Source organism: Streptococcus rifensis, from assembly GCF_053203525.1.
This window is the reverse complement of sequence record NZ_JBRUCW010000012.1, coordinates 1-15,590: the sequence shown is the minus strand read 5'-3', so window position 1 is coordinate 15,590 and position 15,590 is coordinate 1. Positions and strand designations below refer to the sequence as shown.

Here is a 15,590-nt window from a genome sequence, read left to right as displayed (position 1 = left end):
CTATCATGTTGATTTTTCCCCTCATTAATGACACGAGTCGAAAGATTATCCATATCGACATGGATGCTTTTTTTGCAGCGATTGAACAAAGGGATAATCCTAAATTAAAGGGAAAGCCTGTCATCATTGCCCGTGATCCTAGACAGTCTGGAGGACGGGGTGTCGTCTCCACAGCCAGTTATGAAGCGAGGGAGTTTGGTATTCACTCGGCTATGTCTGCCAAAGAGGCTTATGAACGTTGTCCCCAAGGAGTTTTTATCTCTGGCAACTACGATAAGTATGTCCAAGTCGGCTGCCAAGTCAGGGACATTTTTCAGCGCTATACCGATTTGGTTGAGCCCATGTCCATCGATGAGGCTTACTTAGATGTCACGGTCAATAAGATCGGCTCCTCCTCAGCAGTTAAAATTGCCCAACTTATCCAGCGGGATATATGGGAGGAACTGCATTTGACAGCTTCAGCCGGTGTGTCCTACAATAAATTTTTAGCCAAAATTGCATCAGACATGAAAAAGCCCCATGGCTTAACCGTTATTCTGCCAGAGGAAGCCATGACGGTACTGGCAGAACTTCCAGTTGAGAAATTCCATGGCGTAGGGCGAAAAACCGTTGAGCGGCTGCATGCTATGGGGGTATATACAGGAGCTGACCTGCAGAGTATCCCAGAGCTGACCTTGATTGACCGTTTTGGACGCTTTGGCTACGACCTTTATCGTAAAGCCAGAGGGATCTCCAACTCGCCCGTTAAGATAGAACGTGTACGTAAGTCCTTGGGCAAGGAGCGAACCTACGGCAAACTCTTGTATCATGATGAAGACGCCAAAAAAGAGTTGAGCAACCTGTGCCAGCGTGTGGCTGCGAGCCTTGCTAAACAGCAGTTGAAGGGAAAAACCGTGGTCTTAAAGCTGCGTTATGAAGATTTTTTTACCCTGACTAAGCGCAAAAGCCTAGCTGAACCAGTCGCTAGCCCAGCCCAGCTAGAAACAGTTGTCCACAGCATCTACGATAATTTGGACAAAAAAGACTTGGGCATCCGTCTATTAGGAGTGACGGTGACAAATTTATCAGCAGACTAACGCTATGACTGCCTAGTCTCGTCCTAATGAGTCGCCATAAATCCCATCAAGATAGTAACGAATTTCTTTTATAAGAAACGAGATAGACTGATTGTCCGTTCTATCGATAACCCCAAAAACACGGTAATGGTTTTTAAGCAGGTCTTCGTAATCAATGTGACTTCCCACAATAATAATATTGGCCAGTTCCGACTGAGTTCGTATATCTTGCAGGTAAGCCTTCATCTGCTCAATAATAGTTTACTGGTCATTATCTCTGTCATCAGCTACATCTACTTGCAATTAACCCAATTTTAGAGAGTGATGGCTGGTAGGGTAAAGCCCTGTGTTTTTTGGGGCTTAATCCCAATAGAAACAATTGCTGTTTCACTTAACGACAAAACAAGCCTGGCATAAAGAACGCTAGGCTTGTTTTTTATCTAAAGAATTTCTTGATCTCTTCTTCGGTTAGGCCGATCATGGGATCGATCGATTGGTAATTATGTGGGGTGAGGGTATAGCTGACAGGTTTTTGCTCAGTTGTGGCAGCTTCTGTTGGGGTGGTGTCAGGCTCTTTTTCTCCAGTAAGGTCTGCTAATTCCCTAGCTGTGTCAGTCCTTGACGGGTTTACTTCTGGACTCTCACTGGCCTTCTGACCAAACTGTTGAACCAAATAGGTCTTTCGGGCAGTTCCTGTATGTGCTCGAGCATAGTCAAAGGCAGACAGATTGCCTAGCAAGATGAGCTTGCTCTTACTACGAGTGATAGCTGTATAGAGGAGATTTCGCTGGAGCATACGCTTGCTGCTGTTGGTCAAGGGAAGGATAACCACTGGAAACTCACTGCCCTGCGATTTATGAATGGACATGGCGTAGGCTAAGGTAATCTTGTACCACTCATTGCGCGGGTAAGTCACTTCACCGCCATCAAAGATAATGGTCAGTTCGTCCTGTTTGCTGTCAGTATATTTAGCTGGTAAGAGATCTGTGATGTAGCCTAGGTCGCCATTAAAGACATTGCTTTCAGCATCATTGACCAGGTGAATCACCTTATCGTGCTCTCGAAAAACTAAGTCATTAAAAGCAAACTCGATTTGACCATCAAGCAAAGGGTTGAGCTGGGCTTGCATGAGCTGATTGAGCTGGTCAATTCCAGCAGTCCCCCGGTACATGGGAGCCAAAATTTGGATGTCTTGAGGCTTGATGCCACTGGAGATGGCAGCTGAGACAATGCGTCCGACCATTTGCGGGATATGTTCAGGCTGGGCTTCAAAATAGGAGCGATCAGCTTTTTTCTGAGTAAAATCCGCTGGCAAGACACCTTGCCGAATGGCATTGGCTAGGGTGACGATAGTTGATTCCTCGGACTGGCGATAGATTTTCTTCAGTTTGATACTAGGGATGCTGTTGACCTTGAGGAGGTCAGCTAGCACTTGGCCAGGATTGACCGAAGGGAGTTGGTCGCTATCCCCTACAATTAGGAGTTGGGTATTACCTGAAATATTGGATAATAGTTGGTAAGCCAACCAAGTATCCACCATTGAGAATTCATCGACAATGATAAACTCGGCATCGAGATAATCATTAAGGTAGCTGACTTCGTCATTAGATTCTCCCGTTAAACCTAAATGTCGGTGAATGGTAGCAGCAGGAAGACCGGTTAACTCATTCAGCCGTCTGGCAGCTCGGCCAGTAGGGGCAGCTAGCATAATCGGGCAATCACCTGTAACCTTGGTCAGATCGATCTTGTGAAGTCGAGCGTATACGGCAATAAGGCCATTGATAATAGTTGTTTTACCAGTCCCTGGTCCACCTGTTAGGATGAAGACGGATTGGTTGATGGCTTTGACAATAGCGTCTTTTTGCAGGCTATCATAGGTGATCCCCTGCTCGTCTTCTAGTCTAGCAATTTCTTCTAAAATAACCGCCTCTTGAAAAACGCGCTCAGGGCCATGCTTCATGAGGCGGTTTAATTGGGTTTCAATACCTTGCTCAGCAAAGTAGAGGCTGTTGTCAAAAATTTTAGTATCAATTTGTTGGACCTTATCAGTAGCAATGAGGTTACCGAGTTCTGCAGCGACTGCTTCTGGGGAGACCTCGATTTGTCTCGCATCTTCTAATAGATAAATGGTTGTTTCTAAGAGGTCCCTAGCTTCCACATAGGTGTCGCCGGTTTCCATTGAACGGCTTAAGAGGCTGTAAATGAGTCCTGCTCGAAAGCGCTCTGGGGCATCGCTTTTGATGTCAAGTGCCTCGGCAATGCGATCGGCCAGTTTAAACCCGATACCCTGAATGTCTTCAACCAGCTGATAGGGGTTGTCTTCGATAACTTGCAAGGTTGTTTCTTTATAGGTATCTTGAATCTGAAAGGCTAATTTATTAGGGATACCATAGGTGGCTAGCTTTGCCAAAATCATCTCTGTTCCATAGTTAGCCCGCAATTTTTCTAGGAAATTGTTACGGGCAGTTTTGGACAGGCCTTGAATCTCGGTCAGTTGTTCGGGTTCAGCCAGGATTCGGTCGATCGTCTCTTCTTCACCATAGGCTCCCACAATGCGCTCAGCTGTTTTTTGACCGATTCCTTTGAAATGATCGCTCGAAAAATATTTAACTAATCCCTTAGCACTAGGTTTACTGCGCTCATAGCGGGTAATCTTAAGTTGTTGGCCGTATCTTGGATGTTGAACGAGCTCACCATAGAAACGATAGTCTTCACCCTCAATAACATCAGCAACTGTACCTGTAACGATGATTTCTAAGTCATCGTAGTCATCGTAGTCTGTCTCATCAATAGTGAGGACTATAATTTTGTAGAAATTACTTGGGTTTTCAAAAATAACCCGTTCAATCGTTCCAGAAAAAAAATATTCCATGATATCCTTTCCTATGTGAGAAAACCCAGCTCTTGAGCTGGAGCCGGGCTTTTTAAAACAAGTCTATACTGGTAATCGGCCAATAACGGACTTTGACCTCACCAATGAGGCTTTCTTCTGAATAGGTCCCGACATGTCGGCTGTCTTTAGAGACAATACGGTCGTCTCCAACTAAGAAATATTGCCCTTCAGGAACAGTAACCGTAAAATTGCTATTGTAATTGGCATCTGTGGTAAAGGTCTGGGATTTCAAAGCGAGCTCTTGAAAGTAACTATTGTAACTATAGATTTCTTGAAGCTTGTCCTTTTTAAAGGCTGCTAAGTATTCTGCAATATAGGGCTCGTCGACAACTTCACCGTTAATGGTGAGAACATCATTGTTAAAGTTGACCACATCACCAGGCATTCCGATGACTCTCTTCACAATGTTCTTAGTTTCCCCACCATCATCAACAGAATTAGCAACGACGACATCAAATCGCTCAATATCAGTATGAAGCAAGACAATGAGCATTTCACGATCCTTCAAAGTTGGGTCCATGGAATGACCTTCGACTGTAACGGGATTCCAAATGGTGTAGCGTGAGATGAGAAAGAGTCCCATGATGAGGATAAATCCGCCCCATTCTCTGAGGAACTTTCTAAGATTAAATTGATTTTTTTGACGTCCTGACATGGTTAAGATCTCCTGACTAATTTCTCTGCTTTTTCAGTGTTTTTAAAATGAAGTTTAGCGGTTTGGTGGAGGGATGATCGGCCGTAGGCCTGTAGCAGTTGGGCAGCAACCTTATCAGAGGCTGGACCTGCTCCGCTTGGAAGCTTGTAACCAACCTGTTCTCCCAACTCTTTTAACTGGTCTAAAAACATCGCTCGGGCCATGATTGATGAAACTGCAACAGCTAAACATTGGCTCTCAGCCTTTTCAATCAGCTGAACAGGTATGAGCAATTGATTTGGCTCTTTGGTCACATACTTCTTATAATTTTGAGAGCTGGTGAAGGCATCGATAATAATCTGCTCTGGTGTTTCAATTTTTTGAAGGAGCAAGTAAAGGGCCTGGTTATGAAGAGCGACCTTGACTGAAACTGCGTTGTGGCGACTTGGGACAACTTCGTTGTACTTGGAAGGCGACAATAGTAAGGCCTGGTGAGTAATTTCCTTTTCCAAAATGGGCGCAATCTGTAGAATCTTAGCATCGGTCAGACTTTTGGAATCATCAACACCCAGGGCTTTGAGTCGAGAATGTTGGTCGGGGCGCACATAACTGGCCACTACCGCAATGCCTCCAAAGTAGGAGCCGTTTCCAACCTCATCAGAACCAACCGTCGATAGAGCTTGATTCACTCGAGAAGGTGTAGATGAATGCTTGTCACTGGTTTTTTTATGATTATCAGTCGTGGTCTGCCACTGATTTGCTAAAGTTTGGGCCTCTGGTCCCTGAAACATGACCTTGCCAGAAGCATAAACACTAATGGCTGTCCCATTGACCTTAAAAAAGTACTTTTTATTGGGGTCGTTATTTGATCTATTGTAGTTGGCATAATGGGCAGTCAGTCGACTGATTTCGTCATCAGTCAAAAGCAAAACGATTGGATTCATAGGTTTTATTTTACCACAAAATTAGAAAAATGACCGTGTCAAATGGTCAAATGCTTAAAAATAAGGTATAATGAAGGCTGAGGTAATTTATGGCAAACTTAAATCGATATAAATTTACATTTTCAGATAAACAATTGACCCTAACCACAGAGCACGATAACCTGTTTATGGAAGAAATCGAGCGGGTCGCTAAAGAAAAATATCAGGCTTTGCAGGAGGAAATGCCGACCGCAGATTCTGAGACTTTGGCAATTTTACTAGCTATCAACACTCTATCTGTTCAGTTGGCCCGTGAAATTGAGTTTGAAAAGCAAGAGGAGGAATTAAACCGCCTTCGCAAAAAAATGTTGGAGCATATTCAAACATCAGAAACGCCAACTGAGGAGGTTTTACCATGATTTCTTTAGGAATTCTACTTATCTTAGCATGGCAATTTTACATTGGCTATCGCAGAGGACTCGGTCTTCAAGGAACCTATCTCCTAGGGAGTTTAATTTCTCTTTTTGTAGCTAGCCTATACTATCGTCCTTTGGGGCAATGGCTCTACCTTTGGGTGCCTTATGCCAGTGCTACTGAAGGCTCCTCTACCTACTTTTTTGACCAGAGTCAACTGTTTGACTTAGATCAGGTCTTTTATGCAGGTTTAGCTTTTTTCATCATCTACTTAGTGGTGTATGCAATCATCCGTTTTCTAGGACTTTTCCTACATATTATGGATCTTGAGAGTTTAGATGTGCCTCATACCAGGATTATTGCGGGAATTATGTCTGTTATCATCTCATGGATAGGTATTGAGATGGTTTTAACGATCTTGGCAACTGTACCGATAGGCTTGGTTCAAGATAAACTCCATGAAAGTTTAATGGTTCGTATGATGGTTGACACACCATTGGTGTCTCATTTCTTGAAGAACCTGTGGGTCACAAAAATATTGGGGTAGGGCTTGCCCTCCCTTTTTAATAACCTTAAAATCAGTTGGTAAATAGCGATAGAACCCACAGATAACGATGAGGATACTGGGTTTATGAGTTTTACGATTTAACTCCTTCTTACCGTAGTATCAAGTTAACCAGCTGTGATAAGCATGACGAATAATTGAAAGAACAAGAATGAACGAAAAAATATTAGAAACATTAGAATTTGAAAAGGTCAAGGGTCTGTTTGAACCTTTCTTAGTCACAGCCCAAGGACGTTCTGAATTGCAGCTACTAGGGCCGGTGGCAGATATGAAGCGGGTCAAGGGTCAGTTTGAAGAGCTAACTGAGATGGCTGACATCTTTGTAGAGTCGCCCCAGTTTGCACTGGGGGAAACAAAAGACGTCAGTGGTTTAGTGGCTCGTCTAGCTCTAGAAGGTCAACTCAATATAGAGGAATTCTTGGCCCTCAAGCGACTCTTAGAGGTTACGAAGCAGCTCAAGGATTTTTACGAGGACTTGGAAAATGTCCAGCTGTTGCAGTTATCGCGACTCTTTGAAAACTTAGAAGTCTTCCCACACCTCCAAGGTAGCCTCCAGTCGATTAATGACGCAGGCTTTGTGGAGTCCTTTGCCAGCCCAGCATTAGCGAAAATCAGACGGACCATCCAAGAAAGCGAAGACCAGTCCCGTCAGGTCATGCAGGACATCCTTAAAAAACAAGGAGAAATGTTGGTTGAAGGCATTATCGTTAACCGTAACGGGCGCAATGTCCTGCCAGTTAAGAATACCTACCGCAACCGTGTACCAGGAATTGTCCATGACATTTCATCATCAGGAACAACTGTCTATATCGAGCCGCGAGCAGTGGTGACATTAAACGAAGCCATCACTAATGCTAGAGCAGATGAACGTCATGAGATTAACCGAATCTTAACAGAGCTGTCTCAGATGGTTCAGCCCCATCATGCTGCCTTTAAAAACAATGCTTGGCTGATTGGTCATATCGACTTGGTGCGCGCCAAACATCTCTTTGCTAGGAAGTACCAGGCTGTCGTTCCAGAAGTATCGGCAGATCAGAGTATTCAACTCTTAAATGTGCGGCATCCTCTCTTGGAAAAGCCAGTACCGAATGACCTTTATTTTGGCAAGGATTTGATCGCTATAGTCATTACTGGTCCCAATACGGGTGGTAAGACCATTATGCTGAAAACCTTGGGGCTGACCCAAATCATGGCTCAGTCCGGCCTTCCTATTTTAGCTGACCGAGGAAGTCGCGTGGGGATGTTTCGTCAAGTTTTTGCGGATATCGGTGATGAGCAGTCGATTGAGCAAAGCTTATCGACCTTCTCAAGTCACATGACCAATATCGTTCGCATCTTAGAAGACGTCGATCAAGACAGCCTCGTTCTCTTTGACGAGCTGGGTGCAGGGACCGATCCCCAAGAAGGGGCGGCTCTGGCCATGGCGATTTTAGACGACTTGCGTCTCCGCGGGATTAAGACCATGGCAACGACCCATTACCCGGAGCTCAAGGCTTATGGGATTAACACGCCTCATGTCGAAAATGCCAGCATGGCGTTTGATACAACGACCCTGAGCCCGACTTACCGCTTCATGCAAGGGGTTCCTGGACGGTCAAATGCCTTTGAAATTGCACGCCGTCTGGGCCTATCGAGCATCATCATCACGGAAGCCCAATCCCAAACCCTGGGCAATACCGATGTCAATCAGATTATCGAAAAATTGGAGCAGCAAACCACCGAAAGTCGTAGAAGACTGGATAAGATTAAGGAAGTTGAGCAGGAAAACCTTAAATTTAACCGTGTGCTCAAAAAGCTCTACAATGAATTTAGCCGAGAAAAAGAAAATGAGCTGGACAAGGCAAGGGGGGAAGCTCAGGAAATCGTAGATTTAGCCCTGGCTGAAAGTGAGCAAATCCTCAAAAACCTTCACGATCAAGCCCAACTCAAACCCCATCAAATCATCGAAGCCAAGACCCAACTCAAACAGTTGGTCCCTGAAGAGACCAAGTTAGCTAAGAACAAGGTGCTTAAAAAGGCCAAGAGTCAAAAAGCGGCTAAGGTAGGCGATGACATCACAGTTCTAGCTTACGGGCAACGCGGAACCTTGGTTAACCAGCTCAAGGACGGTCGCTGGGAAGCCCAGGTCGGCTTGATTAAGATGACGTTGGCTAAGGATGAGTTTGACTTGGTTAAAAAGGAAGAACCACAAGTCAAGGCTAAGCCCGTCAATGTGGTCAAACGTGCTAACACCAAGGGGCCTTCAGCCAGACTTGACCTGCGTGGCAAACGCTACGAAGCAGCTATGCAGGAGTTGGATGAGTTTATCGACCAAGCCCTTTTGAACAACATGGCGCAGGTCGACATTATCCATGGGATTGGGACAGGGGTCATCCGCGAAGGAGTAACCAAGTACCTAAGACGCAACAAAAACGTCAAATCCTTCGGCTACGCCCCGCAAAATGCTGGTGGCTCTGGCTGTACCATCGCGATATTTAAATAATAAAGAATCCCAAGTTCGTCTGAGCTTGGGATTTGAACGGCTTGGTATGCGACAATTTAGACTAGCAGTTTCTGACTTCAAAATTAAAAAATACTGAGTAACTTGTTCAGATTGAAGACAAAGTCTCTTTTGAAACTTTCCTTAGGTGATAACGGACGGTAGCGACTCCCTTCGGGATTCCAAACCTAAGTTTTGAGCCTAAGGTCTCAATACTTCCGAGTGCCTGAAACGCAATAGTTTCAGGCACTTTTATCACAGCGGAAAGTTTCGATAATTGCTCGCTTAGCTCGCAAAAAATCAACTCTTTAAATCCTTGGTAGAACTTCGTTATGTCCTGATGATAGAAAACTAGGGTTTGTCTACGTTCTCAACTTGTTAGATGAGAAATAATGACCCTCTTAAGAGGAATAAAACAACAAAAAGCGCGTCTAGTTGATTAAGTTTAGCTATGTCTTCTTAAACTATTAAACTTTTCATTCCAAATTATCATTACTATTTATCTTTTCCAAATGCAGCTTCTGTCCTTCAATAATATAAACACGGTCTGCCAACTCTTTCAGACGGTCATCATGGGTTGCAATAATAATTGTACGACCTGCCAATTTTTGCTCTTCTAATAGTTTAAGCACAATCTCATGGTTTTCCCTGTCTAAATTTGCCGTTGGTTCGTCTGCCAATAATATCTCGTATGGAGCTACCAAAGCTCTAGCAATAGCAGTTCGTTGCTTTTGCCCACCGGAGATGTGAAGGGCTTTTTTATCTAAGAGTTCTCCGATGTCTAAGCGTTTTGCTAAACGCAGCGCTTGTGTTTCCATATCAGGTTTGCTTTGTTTTGAATGGTAAAGAGCCGGTAGAGTCAGATTTTCACGGACGGTATAGTCACCGATTAAGGCAAAATCTTGTGGAATATATCCAATCGTATCACCACGAAAAGCACTCATCACCTCATCGTTAACCCTGGAAAGATTTATGTCTTGCCACATATAAGTCCCTGTTTGAAAGGAGGTTAGCCCTGCGATAATATCTAATAAAGTTGTCTTTCCAATCCCAGATGCTCCATAAAGCAAGGTCATTTGGCCTGCCATTGCTTCAAAGTTTGCTGAGCGAAAAATCGTTTTATCTCTGTAAGACTTGGTTAATCCACTTAATTTAAGCATCTGTTTCTCCTTTCATCCGTCGAGAGACCATATAGCTAATCAGTAAAAATTGTAAACTGCTCATAGCTATTAGATAGATGTAATCCCAACCAATCATGCCAAAATAAAAAATGGTATAGGAAGAAAAGATGAAAACGAGCAAGGCTAAGATGATTGGAGAGTGCAGAAAAAGTGTCATGGAGCGCCCTAATCGGCGCTTGGATAACCCAATAAGTCTGAGAACTTTTATTTCCTCCTCACAGATACGCCAAGTAGAAAGTAAGAGCCACCTGAGGAGCAAAAGACCGATAACTAACAGAAAAGTCCCTACCCCTAAACCAAAAATCATATTGTTCCAATAGTAGTCCTGTTGTTTCTCGTACTGTTTCTGAAAAGGAACAATCTCTATCTTATCACCAAGTTTTAGAAAACTAGTCTCAAGATCATCAATTTCTTCATCGCTCAGCTTTCTAAAAAGAAGGTCATTAAAAAATACACCAAATACTTGTGACTCTGAAAATTCTTTTGTTAGGATTTCATCATCTAATGGGAGTAAGTCACCACCATTGAGATAAGCTCCTTTGTTGTAAAAGACTTTACCTTGCTCATTCAACTCGGTTAATTTTTGATATAGCTGGTCTTTTGCTTGCTGAGGGTTATCTTGAGTTTGGTCTTGACTTGGATAGTAAACTAAATCATAGCCATCATTTTCTGCTTCAACCTGCATTGTTTTTAAAGAAACTAGGTTGCGAATCAGTTGGCTTGTTTCGTTCCAAACTATAAGATTCATGAGAAAACCAGTCACAAAAATAGCAAGAAAGACATACCAACGTTTTTTTACCATCAACCAGTAGATAGCGGTCATAAATGCCTCCTCAATGTTACATAAGTCGATAAAATACACATCAGGTACATGAGAATAAGGCTACCTGTTATCAGGAATGTAACGCCTCGTTCTATCCAAGATAAACGAAAAGCCACAATAGTCAATAGAAAAGGGAAGAGAAGGCCAATGATATGACACTTAATGTACTCATAAAGCGGATCAATCAGTGCCATCCCGAGCAATCGGTGGGTGCGAAACAACGATAATCGGCTTTTAATAGCCATCAAACACAGTCCTGAATGCACTATGATTAAGAAAACGGTACCTAGCATGTTCAAACGATTGGTTAGTACTAGAATTACCAAAACCAAAAAGGAACCCAAATCCAATGTCACTGCAATACCATATAAAAACCACCAGTTTTTGGTCATTGCAAAACTCCCCTTCTCTAGACTAAAATGAGCTGCTAAAGCTTATAAGTAAATGATGTTTTTGGGGCATATAGGCTAAAAGAATCCCAAATAACAGTGCTGTTGTGGACACGTGATCCGTCTCTTCTCCAAGAGTCCTTGTAAGCTTCTACACCACCTACATATTTACCACTGCGATAATAGTAAATTCCTGTTTTGTGGCCAGGGCGAGTTGTCCAAGCTTCAGCTAGATAATTAAGATCGTGCCAACGCTCAGTAGATCTAACACCATTATACCAGTCACCATAGGAATAAGTAGCGGCATAAACTGTTCCTCCAAAAGCTAGAGATAAGAATAAGGCTATTGAAAAAAGTTTCTTTTTGATATCCATAATAGTCTCCTTATTTAATTTAAAAAATTAATACTTATTTTGTATTTTTTTTCTATTTCTAATAATTATCAAAAAACCAATAGTATAATAAATGTGTAAATATTTTACGAGGTATGGTTTTTTATATGCAAAGATCTCTCAAGGACAGCAATATAGAATTTGATATTGGATATAATCCTATCCACCTATGAGGTAGTTATATATGCCGTTAACCGCTATATTATTTTCTCTGGGAGCAATAAGCTATTATAGCTATCTTATCCAGTTTCTGCAAAGATTTAAAAACATTAGTACATTGGAACCACCTGTCCTTTCTTAACTTTTCAGTAGTAAATGGCTTATTTAGACCAGATGATATGACTCTCACCGATTGACCAACCATCTTCTGCTTGAGGAACAAAAACCATTAAACAAAAGAGACAGTGTAACAGGAGAGTAGTAAACAGAATATTCTGAATTTTCATATCAATCTCCTTTTCTTTTTCTATTTTTATGGTACAATAATTTTAGGAAAATGGATTAAAATGTTGGTTTTTATCACATTTTTGTAAGGAGGTAGCTAGATGAGATGGGATTATGGTTCCGTTTATAAGGCTATTCGTAAGTCTAAGCGATTAACGCAGGAAGCTATTTGCGGCGAGACTATTGATCGAACGACTTTGGTCAAGTTTGAGCAGAATAAGTCTACTCCTCGATATGAAACCATGTCCTTTCTCGTTCGGCAGCTGGACATGAATCTGGACGAATTTGAATACATTTGCAATCTTTACCGGCAAGATAATGGTCAGGCCCTTCTTAATGATATAGATGAACTCCTTGGAACAGTTTCATTTGCCATGATAAAGCAAGTTATCCATCGCTGTGAGGACTATCTCAAGTATAATCCTAGGCATGTTCCGATTAGGCGACGGCTGTCTATGCTTCAGGTTGTTTACCAAATTCGAGAAGAAGGTCTGTCTAAGCCTAGAAAAGCAGCTATTTTAGCTGAAAGCATTTGGCATGAGATGAAGTCCTATGATACTTGGTATAAAAATGACTTTAGACTGATCTCCAGTATCCTCTTTTACTTTCCCATCGAACAGCTACCGGAATTAGCGAATCTTATCTTAGAAAGACTAGTTAAGTATGACCACTTTAAAGAAATTCAAGGGACAAAACTGAGTTTATTGGGAAATTTGGCCTACCTTTTTATGAGATATGATAATGTTAATGAGGCACTTCGATTTTCAACCTTATTAGAGCAAGAGGCAAAACTCAGAAAGCGGTATGATTATTTGACTAGGGCTGTCCTATACCAAGGAATTGTTGGAAAGGATAACCCCTTAATCCGCAAAGCTTTAAGAATGGCAGATGACACTGATGACGAAAGTACTAAGGAACACTGCTTAAACTTGATTAAGCAGTTTAACATAAGTCTTCTTTGAGAATAGGAAAATACTAAAATAGGGAAGTACTAAGTCCTGTAGCAGATTTGAGACAAAATGGTTTTTTTGGAGTACAATGGCAGTAGATAAAGTTTTAAAAGGAGACATATTATGACACAAGTCGTTACAGATGCAACATTTGCACAAGATACCGCTGAAGGCGTTGTCTTGATTGACTTTTGGGCAACTTGGTGTGGTCCATGCCGCATGCAAGCGCCAATTTTGGAACAACTGTCCCAAGAAATCGATGAGTCAGACCTCAAAATCTTGAAGATGGATGTAGATGAAAACCCATCAACAGCTCGTGAATTTGGTATTATGAGCATCCCAACTTTAATGTTCAAAAAAGATGGCCAAGTGGTTAAACAAGTGGCCGGTGTTCACACCAAAGACCAAATCAAGGCAATTTTAGCTGAGATTGGATAATCAAAAAAGCCAAGAAACAGTTCGTGTTTCTTGGCTTTTTTAGTCGATAAGCCTAATGGTCCAACTCTTCTCTGTTAATGATATGTAGACCATCTGGTTTAAGCTCATAAAAGCTTTCGCAAACGTCTCTGAGAAAGAGGCGGTCGTGAGAAATAGTGAGAATAGCACCAGGAAAGGTCTGAAAGAGCTGGCGGAGTTCGGGTTGTGAGGTTGGAGAAATGTTCCGACTGGGTTCATCCAACAATAGAACAGTTGGTTCTTGAAGGACAAGATTTAAAAGGAGCAGTTTAGCGCGTTGACCGCCAGAAAGCTGGGCGATAGGATGTCTAGCTTCCTCACGGGAAAAGTTGAGCAGAGCTAAATGACTGAGTATTTTTGTTTCATGCCCCTTTTCCCCAGAAGGATTGAGAAATTCTAGGGGAGATTCCTCTAAAGACAGAAGGGTTTCATAGTGCTGTGGCATATAGGCGACCTTGATATCAGTCCTTCCTTGAAGTTCTTGATAAAGGATTTTGAGCAGTGTTGATTTTCCAACACCATTAGCCCCGATAATTCCGATACGGTCCTGCCCTCGGACCATGAGATGGATATTCTGGGAAAGGATTCGCTCAGGAGTTTCGAGTTTCAGGTTGTGAAGCTGAAGAAGGACTTTTGAGGCTGGCAAAGGTGAGATGTTGTCAAATCTCAATGTTATGCTATCTTCTTTAGTAGGAATTTCTGTGAAGTCTTCACTTTCTCTTAGAAAACGGCGTTCCTGCGACTGTAAGGTCTTCATCTTTTTGGCGAGGAGTCGTCCTAGAACATCATTTTTAGTGGTTCTCAGGCGGTGCTGAACGGCCTGCTGTTGCTGCTGGTTATGGGCCATGGTCGTCGCATGCTCTTCACGTTCTTTTTTGCCAACTTTAGTGTCTTTTTCAAACTGATGGTCTCGTTGTCTTTTATAATCCTCATAATCGAGAGATTGGACTTGGGTTCGAGCTTCCGTTCGTTTTTTAATCCGTTCCAAGTGAACAACCTTGGTAGCTACCTGACTCAGCAAGGTTTCATCGTGGGAGACAAAGACAACGGTCTGTGATAATGTTTGAATGGTCTGTTCCAACCATTTCAAGGTGTCTAAGTCAAGGTCATTAGAGGGTTCGTCAAGAAAGAAAACCTCAGCGTCGCTGGCAAAGAGCTTAATGAGCTGAACCTTTACCTTTTCCCCACCAGATAGGCTTCCTAATTGCTGATTGCTGGCAAAACGATCACTGTCAAAAGCCAATTCACTGGCATAGCGATAAAGCTTCCCATAGTCGAGCAGAGTCATCGTATCCCCAAAGAAGTAGTCGTTAAGACTAAGATTTCGAACCTCAGCAGGCAAGCTTTGTGGCAGAAAGCCAAAGCTTGTAAACTGACGATGGATCGTGCCTGAATAATTGGCGTAAGAAGCAATCTCTGCTGGACTCACCAATAGTTTTAAAAGAGTGGACTTGCCGTTCCCTTCTTCGCCGATAAGGGCCACCTTGTCACCTTTGTTAATAACAAGGGTAAGATCCTTGACCAAGTCTTTTAAATCCTTGAGGTGAGTAATGGTTAAGCTTTGAGTTTGAAGTATCATTTGGGTCATAGAGCTCTCCTTTTAACTGAAAAGAAAATTGGTCTTTACTGAACAGTAAAGACCAAGGAACTCCAAAAACTACCCACTATCTCCCTGTCGGTTCATGCTTTGGGGAAAATAGCGTTATAAGGGCACACAAAAAATCTTTTCTATTCAGTATAACTGCTGGAAAAGATTAATTGCGCATGTCTCCCTTACCTCCATATCATTTGACTTTAGTTTAGCATATAATAGGTCTATCGTCAACCGCTTTCATTGAAAGAAAAATCAATATTTTCTGAAAATTACTGTCAATCGAAAATGAAAATGTCCCGCAAAACTAGGTCTTATTTGTGTCAAAACCACTGTTATTTTGTTGAGACATAGTTTATACTAGTATGTGGTTGGGTAAGATTTTCTTTCTCAGCCAGATA

The 15,590-nt window shown here is 42.3% G+C and carries 14 protein-coding genes; 6 read left to right on the top strand and 8 right to left on the bottom strand.

The features are described from left to right. The first annotated feature begins 5 nt into the window (after positions 1 to 5). A complete protein-coding gene (dinB, locus tag ACVRYP_RS07900) occupies positions 6 to 1,076 on the top strand; it encodes a DNA polymerase IV (protein ID WP_447468190.1) in 1,071 nt (356 codons plus the stop codon). A gap of 12 nt (positions 1,077 to 1,088) precedes the next feature. On the opposite strand, the gene ACVRYP_RS07895 is transcribed toward dinB, so the two are convergent. The 4 genes from ACVRYP_RS07895 to rnhC form a co-directional block, all read right to left on the bottom strand. Next, the gene (locus ACVRYP_RS07895) at positions 1,089 to 1,301 is read right to left on the bottom strand and encodes a hypothetical protein (protein ID WP_447468189.1); all 213 of its coding nucleotides are present in this window, start codon (positions 1,299 to 1,301) and stop codon (positions 1,089 to 1,091) included. Positions 1,302 to 1,491: 190 nt separating this feature from the next. Further along, positions 1,492 to 3,927 (bottom strand): SF1B family DNA helicase RecD2, encoded by a 2,436-nt coding sequence (recD2, locus tag ACVRYP_RS07890; protein WP_447468188.1) that lies wholly within the window; start codon positions 3,925 to 3,927, stop codon positions 1,492 to 1,494. Positions 3,928 to 3,979: 52 nt separating this feature from the next. Continuing rightward, a complete protein-coding gene (gene lepB, locus ACVRYP_RS07885) occupies positions 3,980 to 4,603 on the bottom strand; it encodes a signal peptidase I (protein ID WP_447468187.1) in 624 nt (207 codons plus the stop codon). 2 nt (positions 4,604 to 4,605) lie between these two features. Beyond that, complete coding sequence (rnhC, locus tag ACVRYP_RS07880) at positions 4,606 to 5,526, bottom strand: ribonuclease HIII (protein WP_447468186.1); 921 nt, start codon at positions 5,524 to 5,526, stop codon at positions 4,606 to 4,608. An 89-nt stretch (positions 5,527 to 5,615) separates the two neighbouring features. Between rnhC and ACVRYP_RS07875 the strand changes: the two genes are divergently transcribed. The 3 genes from ACVRYP_RS07875 to ACVRYP_RS07865 all read left to right on the top strand — a co-directional run bounded on the left by ACVRYP_RS07875 (position 5,616) and on the right by ACVRYP_RS07865 (position 8,966). Further along, a complete protein-coding gene (locus ACVRYP_RS07875) occupies positions 5,616 to 5,924 on the top strand; it encodes a hypothetical protein (protein WP_447468185.1) in 309 nt (102 codons plus the stop codon). Further along, a complete protein-coding gene (locus tag ACVRYP_RS07870; protein ID WP_447468184.1) occupies positions 5,921 to 6,466 on the top strand; it encodes a CvpA family protein in 546 nt (181 codons plus the stop codon). The genes ACVRYP_RS07875 and ACVRYP_RS07870 overlap by 4 nt, the downstream gene beginning before the upstream one ends. A gap of 169 nt (positions 6,467 to 6,635) precedes the next feature. Continuing rightward, positions 6,636 to 8,966: an endonuclease MutS2 gene (locus ACVRYP_RS07865; protein WP_447468183.1), complete on the top strand. Its 2,331-nt coding sequence runs from the start codon at positions 6,636 to 6,638 to the stop codon at positions 8,964 to 8,966. A gap of 473 nt (positions 8,967 to 9,439) precedes the next feature. Here ACVRYP_RS07865 and ACVRYP_RS07860 read toward each other — a convergent pair whose 3' ends face one another. From ACVRYP_RS07860 to ACVRYP_RS07850, 3 genes are all read right to left on the bottom strand, one after another. Continuing rightward, positions 9,440 to 10,123, bottom strand: a complete 684-nt coding sequence (locus ACVRYP_RS07860; RefSeq protein ID WP_447468182.1) for an ABC transporter ATP-binding protein — start codon at positions 10,121 to 10,123, stop codon at positions 9,440 to 9,442. Beyond that, positions 10,116 to 10,967, bottom strand: coding sequence for a hypothetical protein (locus ACVRYP_RS07855; RefSeq protein ID WP_447468181.1), 852 nt, complete (start codon positions 10,965 to 10,967; stop codon positions 10,116 to 10,118). Before ACVRYP_RS07855 ends, ACVRYP_RS07860 begins: the two co-directional genes overlap by 8 nt. A 427-nt stretch (positions 10,968 to 11,394) precedes the next feature. Next, the gene (locus ACVRYP_RS07850; RefSeq protein WP_447468180.1) at positions 11,395 to 11,730 is read right to left on the bottom strand and encodes a hypothetical protein; all 336 of its coding nucleotides are present in this window, start codon (positions 11,728 to 11,730) and stop codon (positions 11,395 to 11,397) included. A 563-nt stretch (positions 11,731 to 12,293) separates the two neighbouring features. Between ACVRYP_RS07850 and ACVRYP_RS07845 the strand changes: the two genes are divergently transcribed. Then, positions 12,294 to 13,154 carry a helix-turn-helix domain-containing protein gene (locus tag ACVRYP_RS07845; protein ID WP_447468179.1) on the top strand — a complete coding sequence of 287 codons (861 nt, stop codon included), beginning with the start codon at positions 12,294 to 12,296 and terminating at the stop codon, positions 13,152 to 13,154. 111 nt (positions 13,155 to 13,265) lie between these two features. After that, entirely contained in the window at positions 13,266 to 13,580 is a 315-nt protein-coding gene (gene trxA / locus ACVRYP_RS07840; RefSeq protein WP_447468178.1) for a thioredoxin, read from the top strand. 52 nt (positions 13,581 to 13,632) lie between these two features. Here the strand turns inward: trxA and ACVRYP_RS07835 are convergent, their stop codons facing one another. Next, positions 13,633 to 15,174: an ATP-binding cassette domain-containing protein gene (locus ACVRYP_RS07835; protein WP_447468248.1), complete on the bottom strand. Its 1,542-nt coding sequence runs from the start codon at positions 15,172 to 15,174 to the stop codon at positions 13,633 to 13,635. Between the last annotated feature and the right edge of the window lie 416 nt (positions 15,175 to 15,590).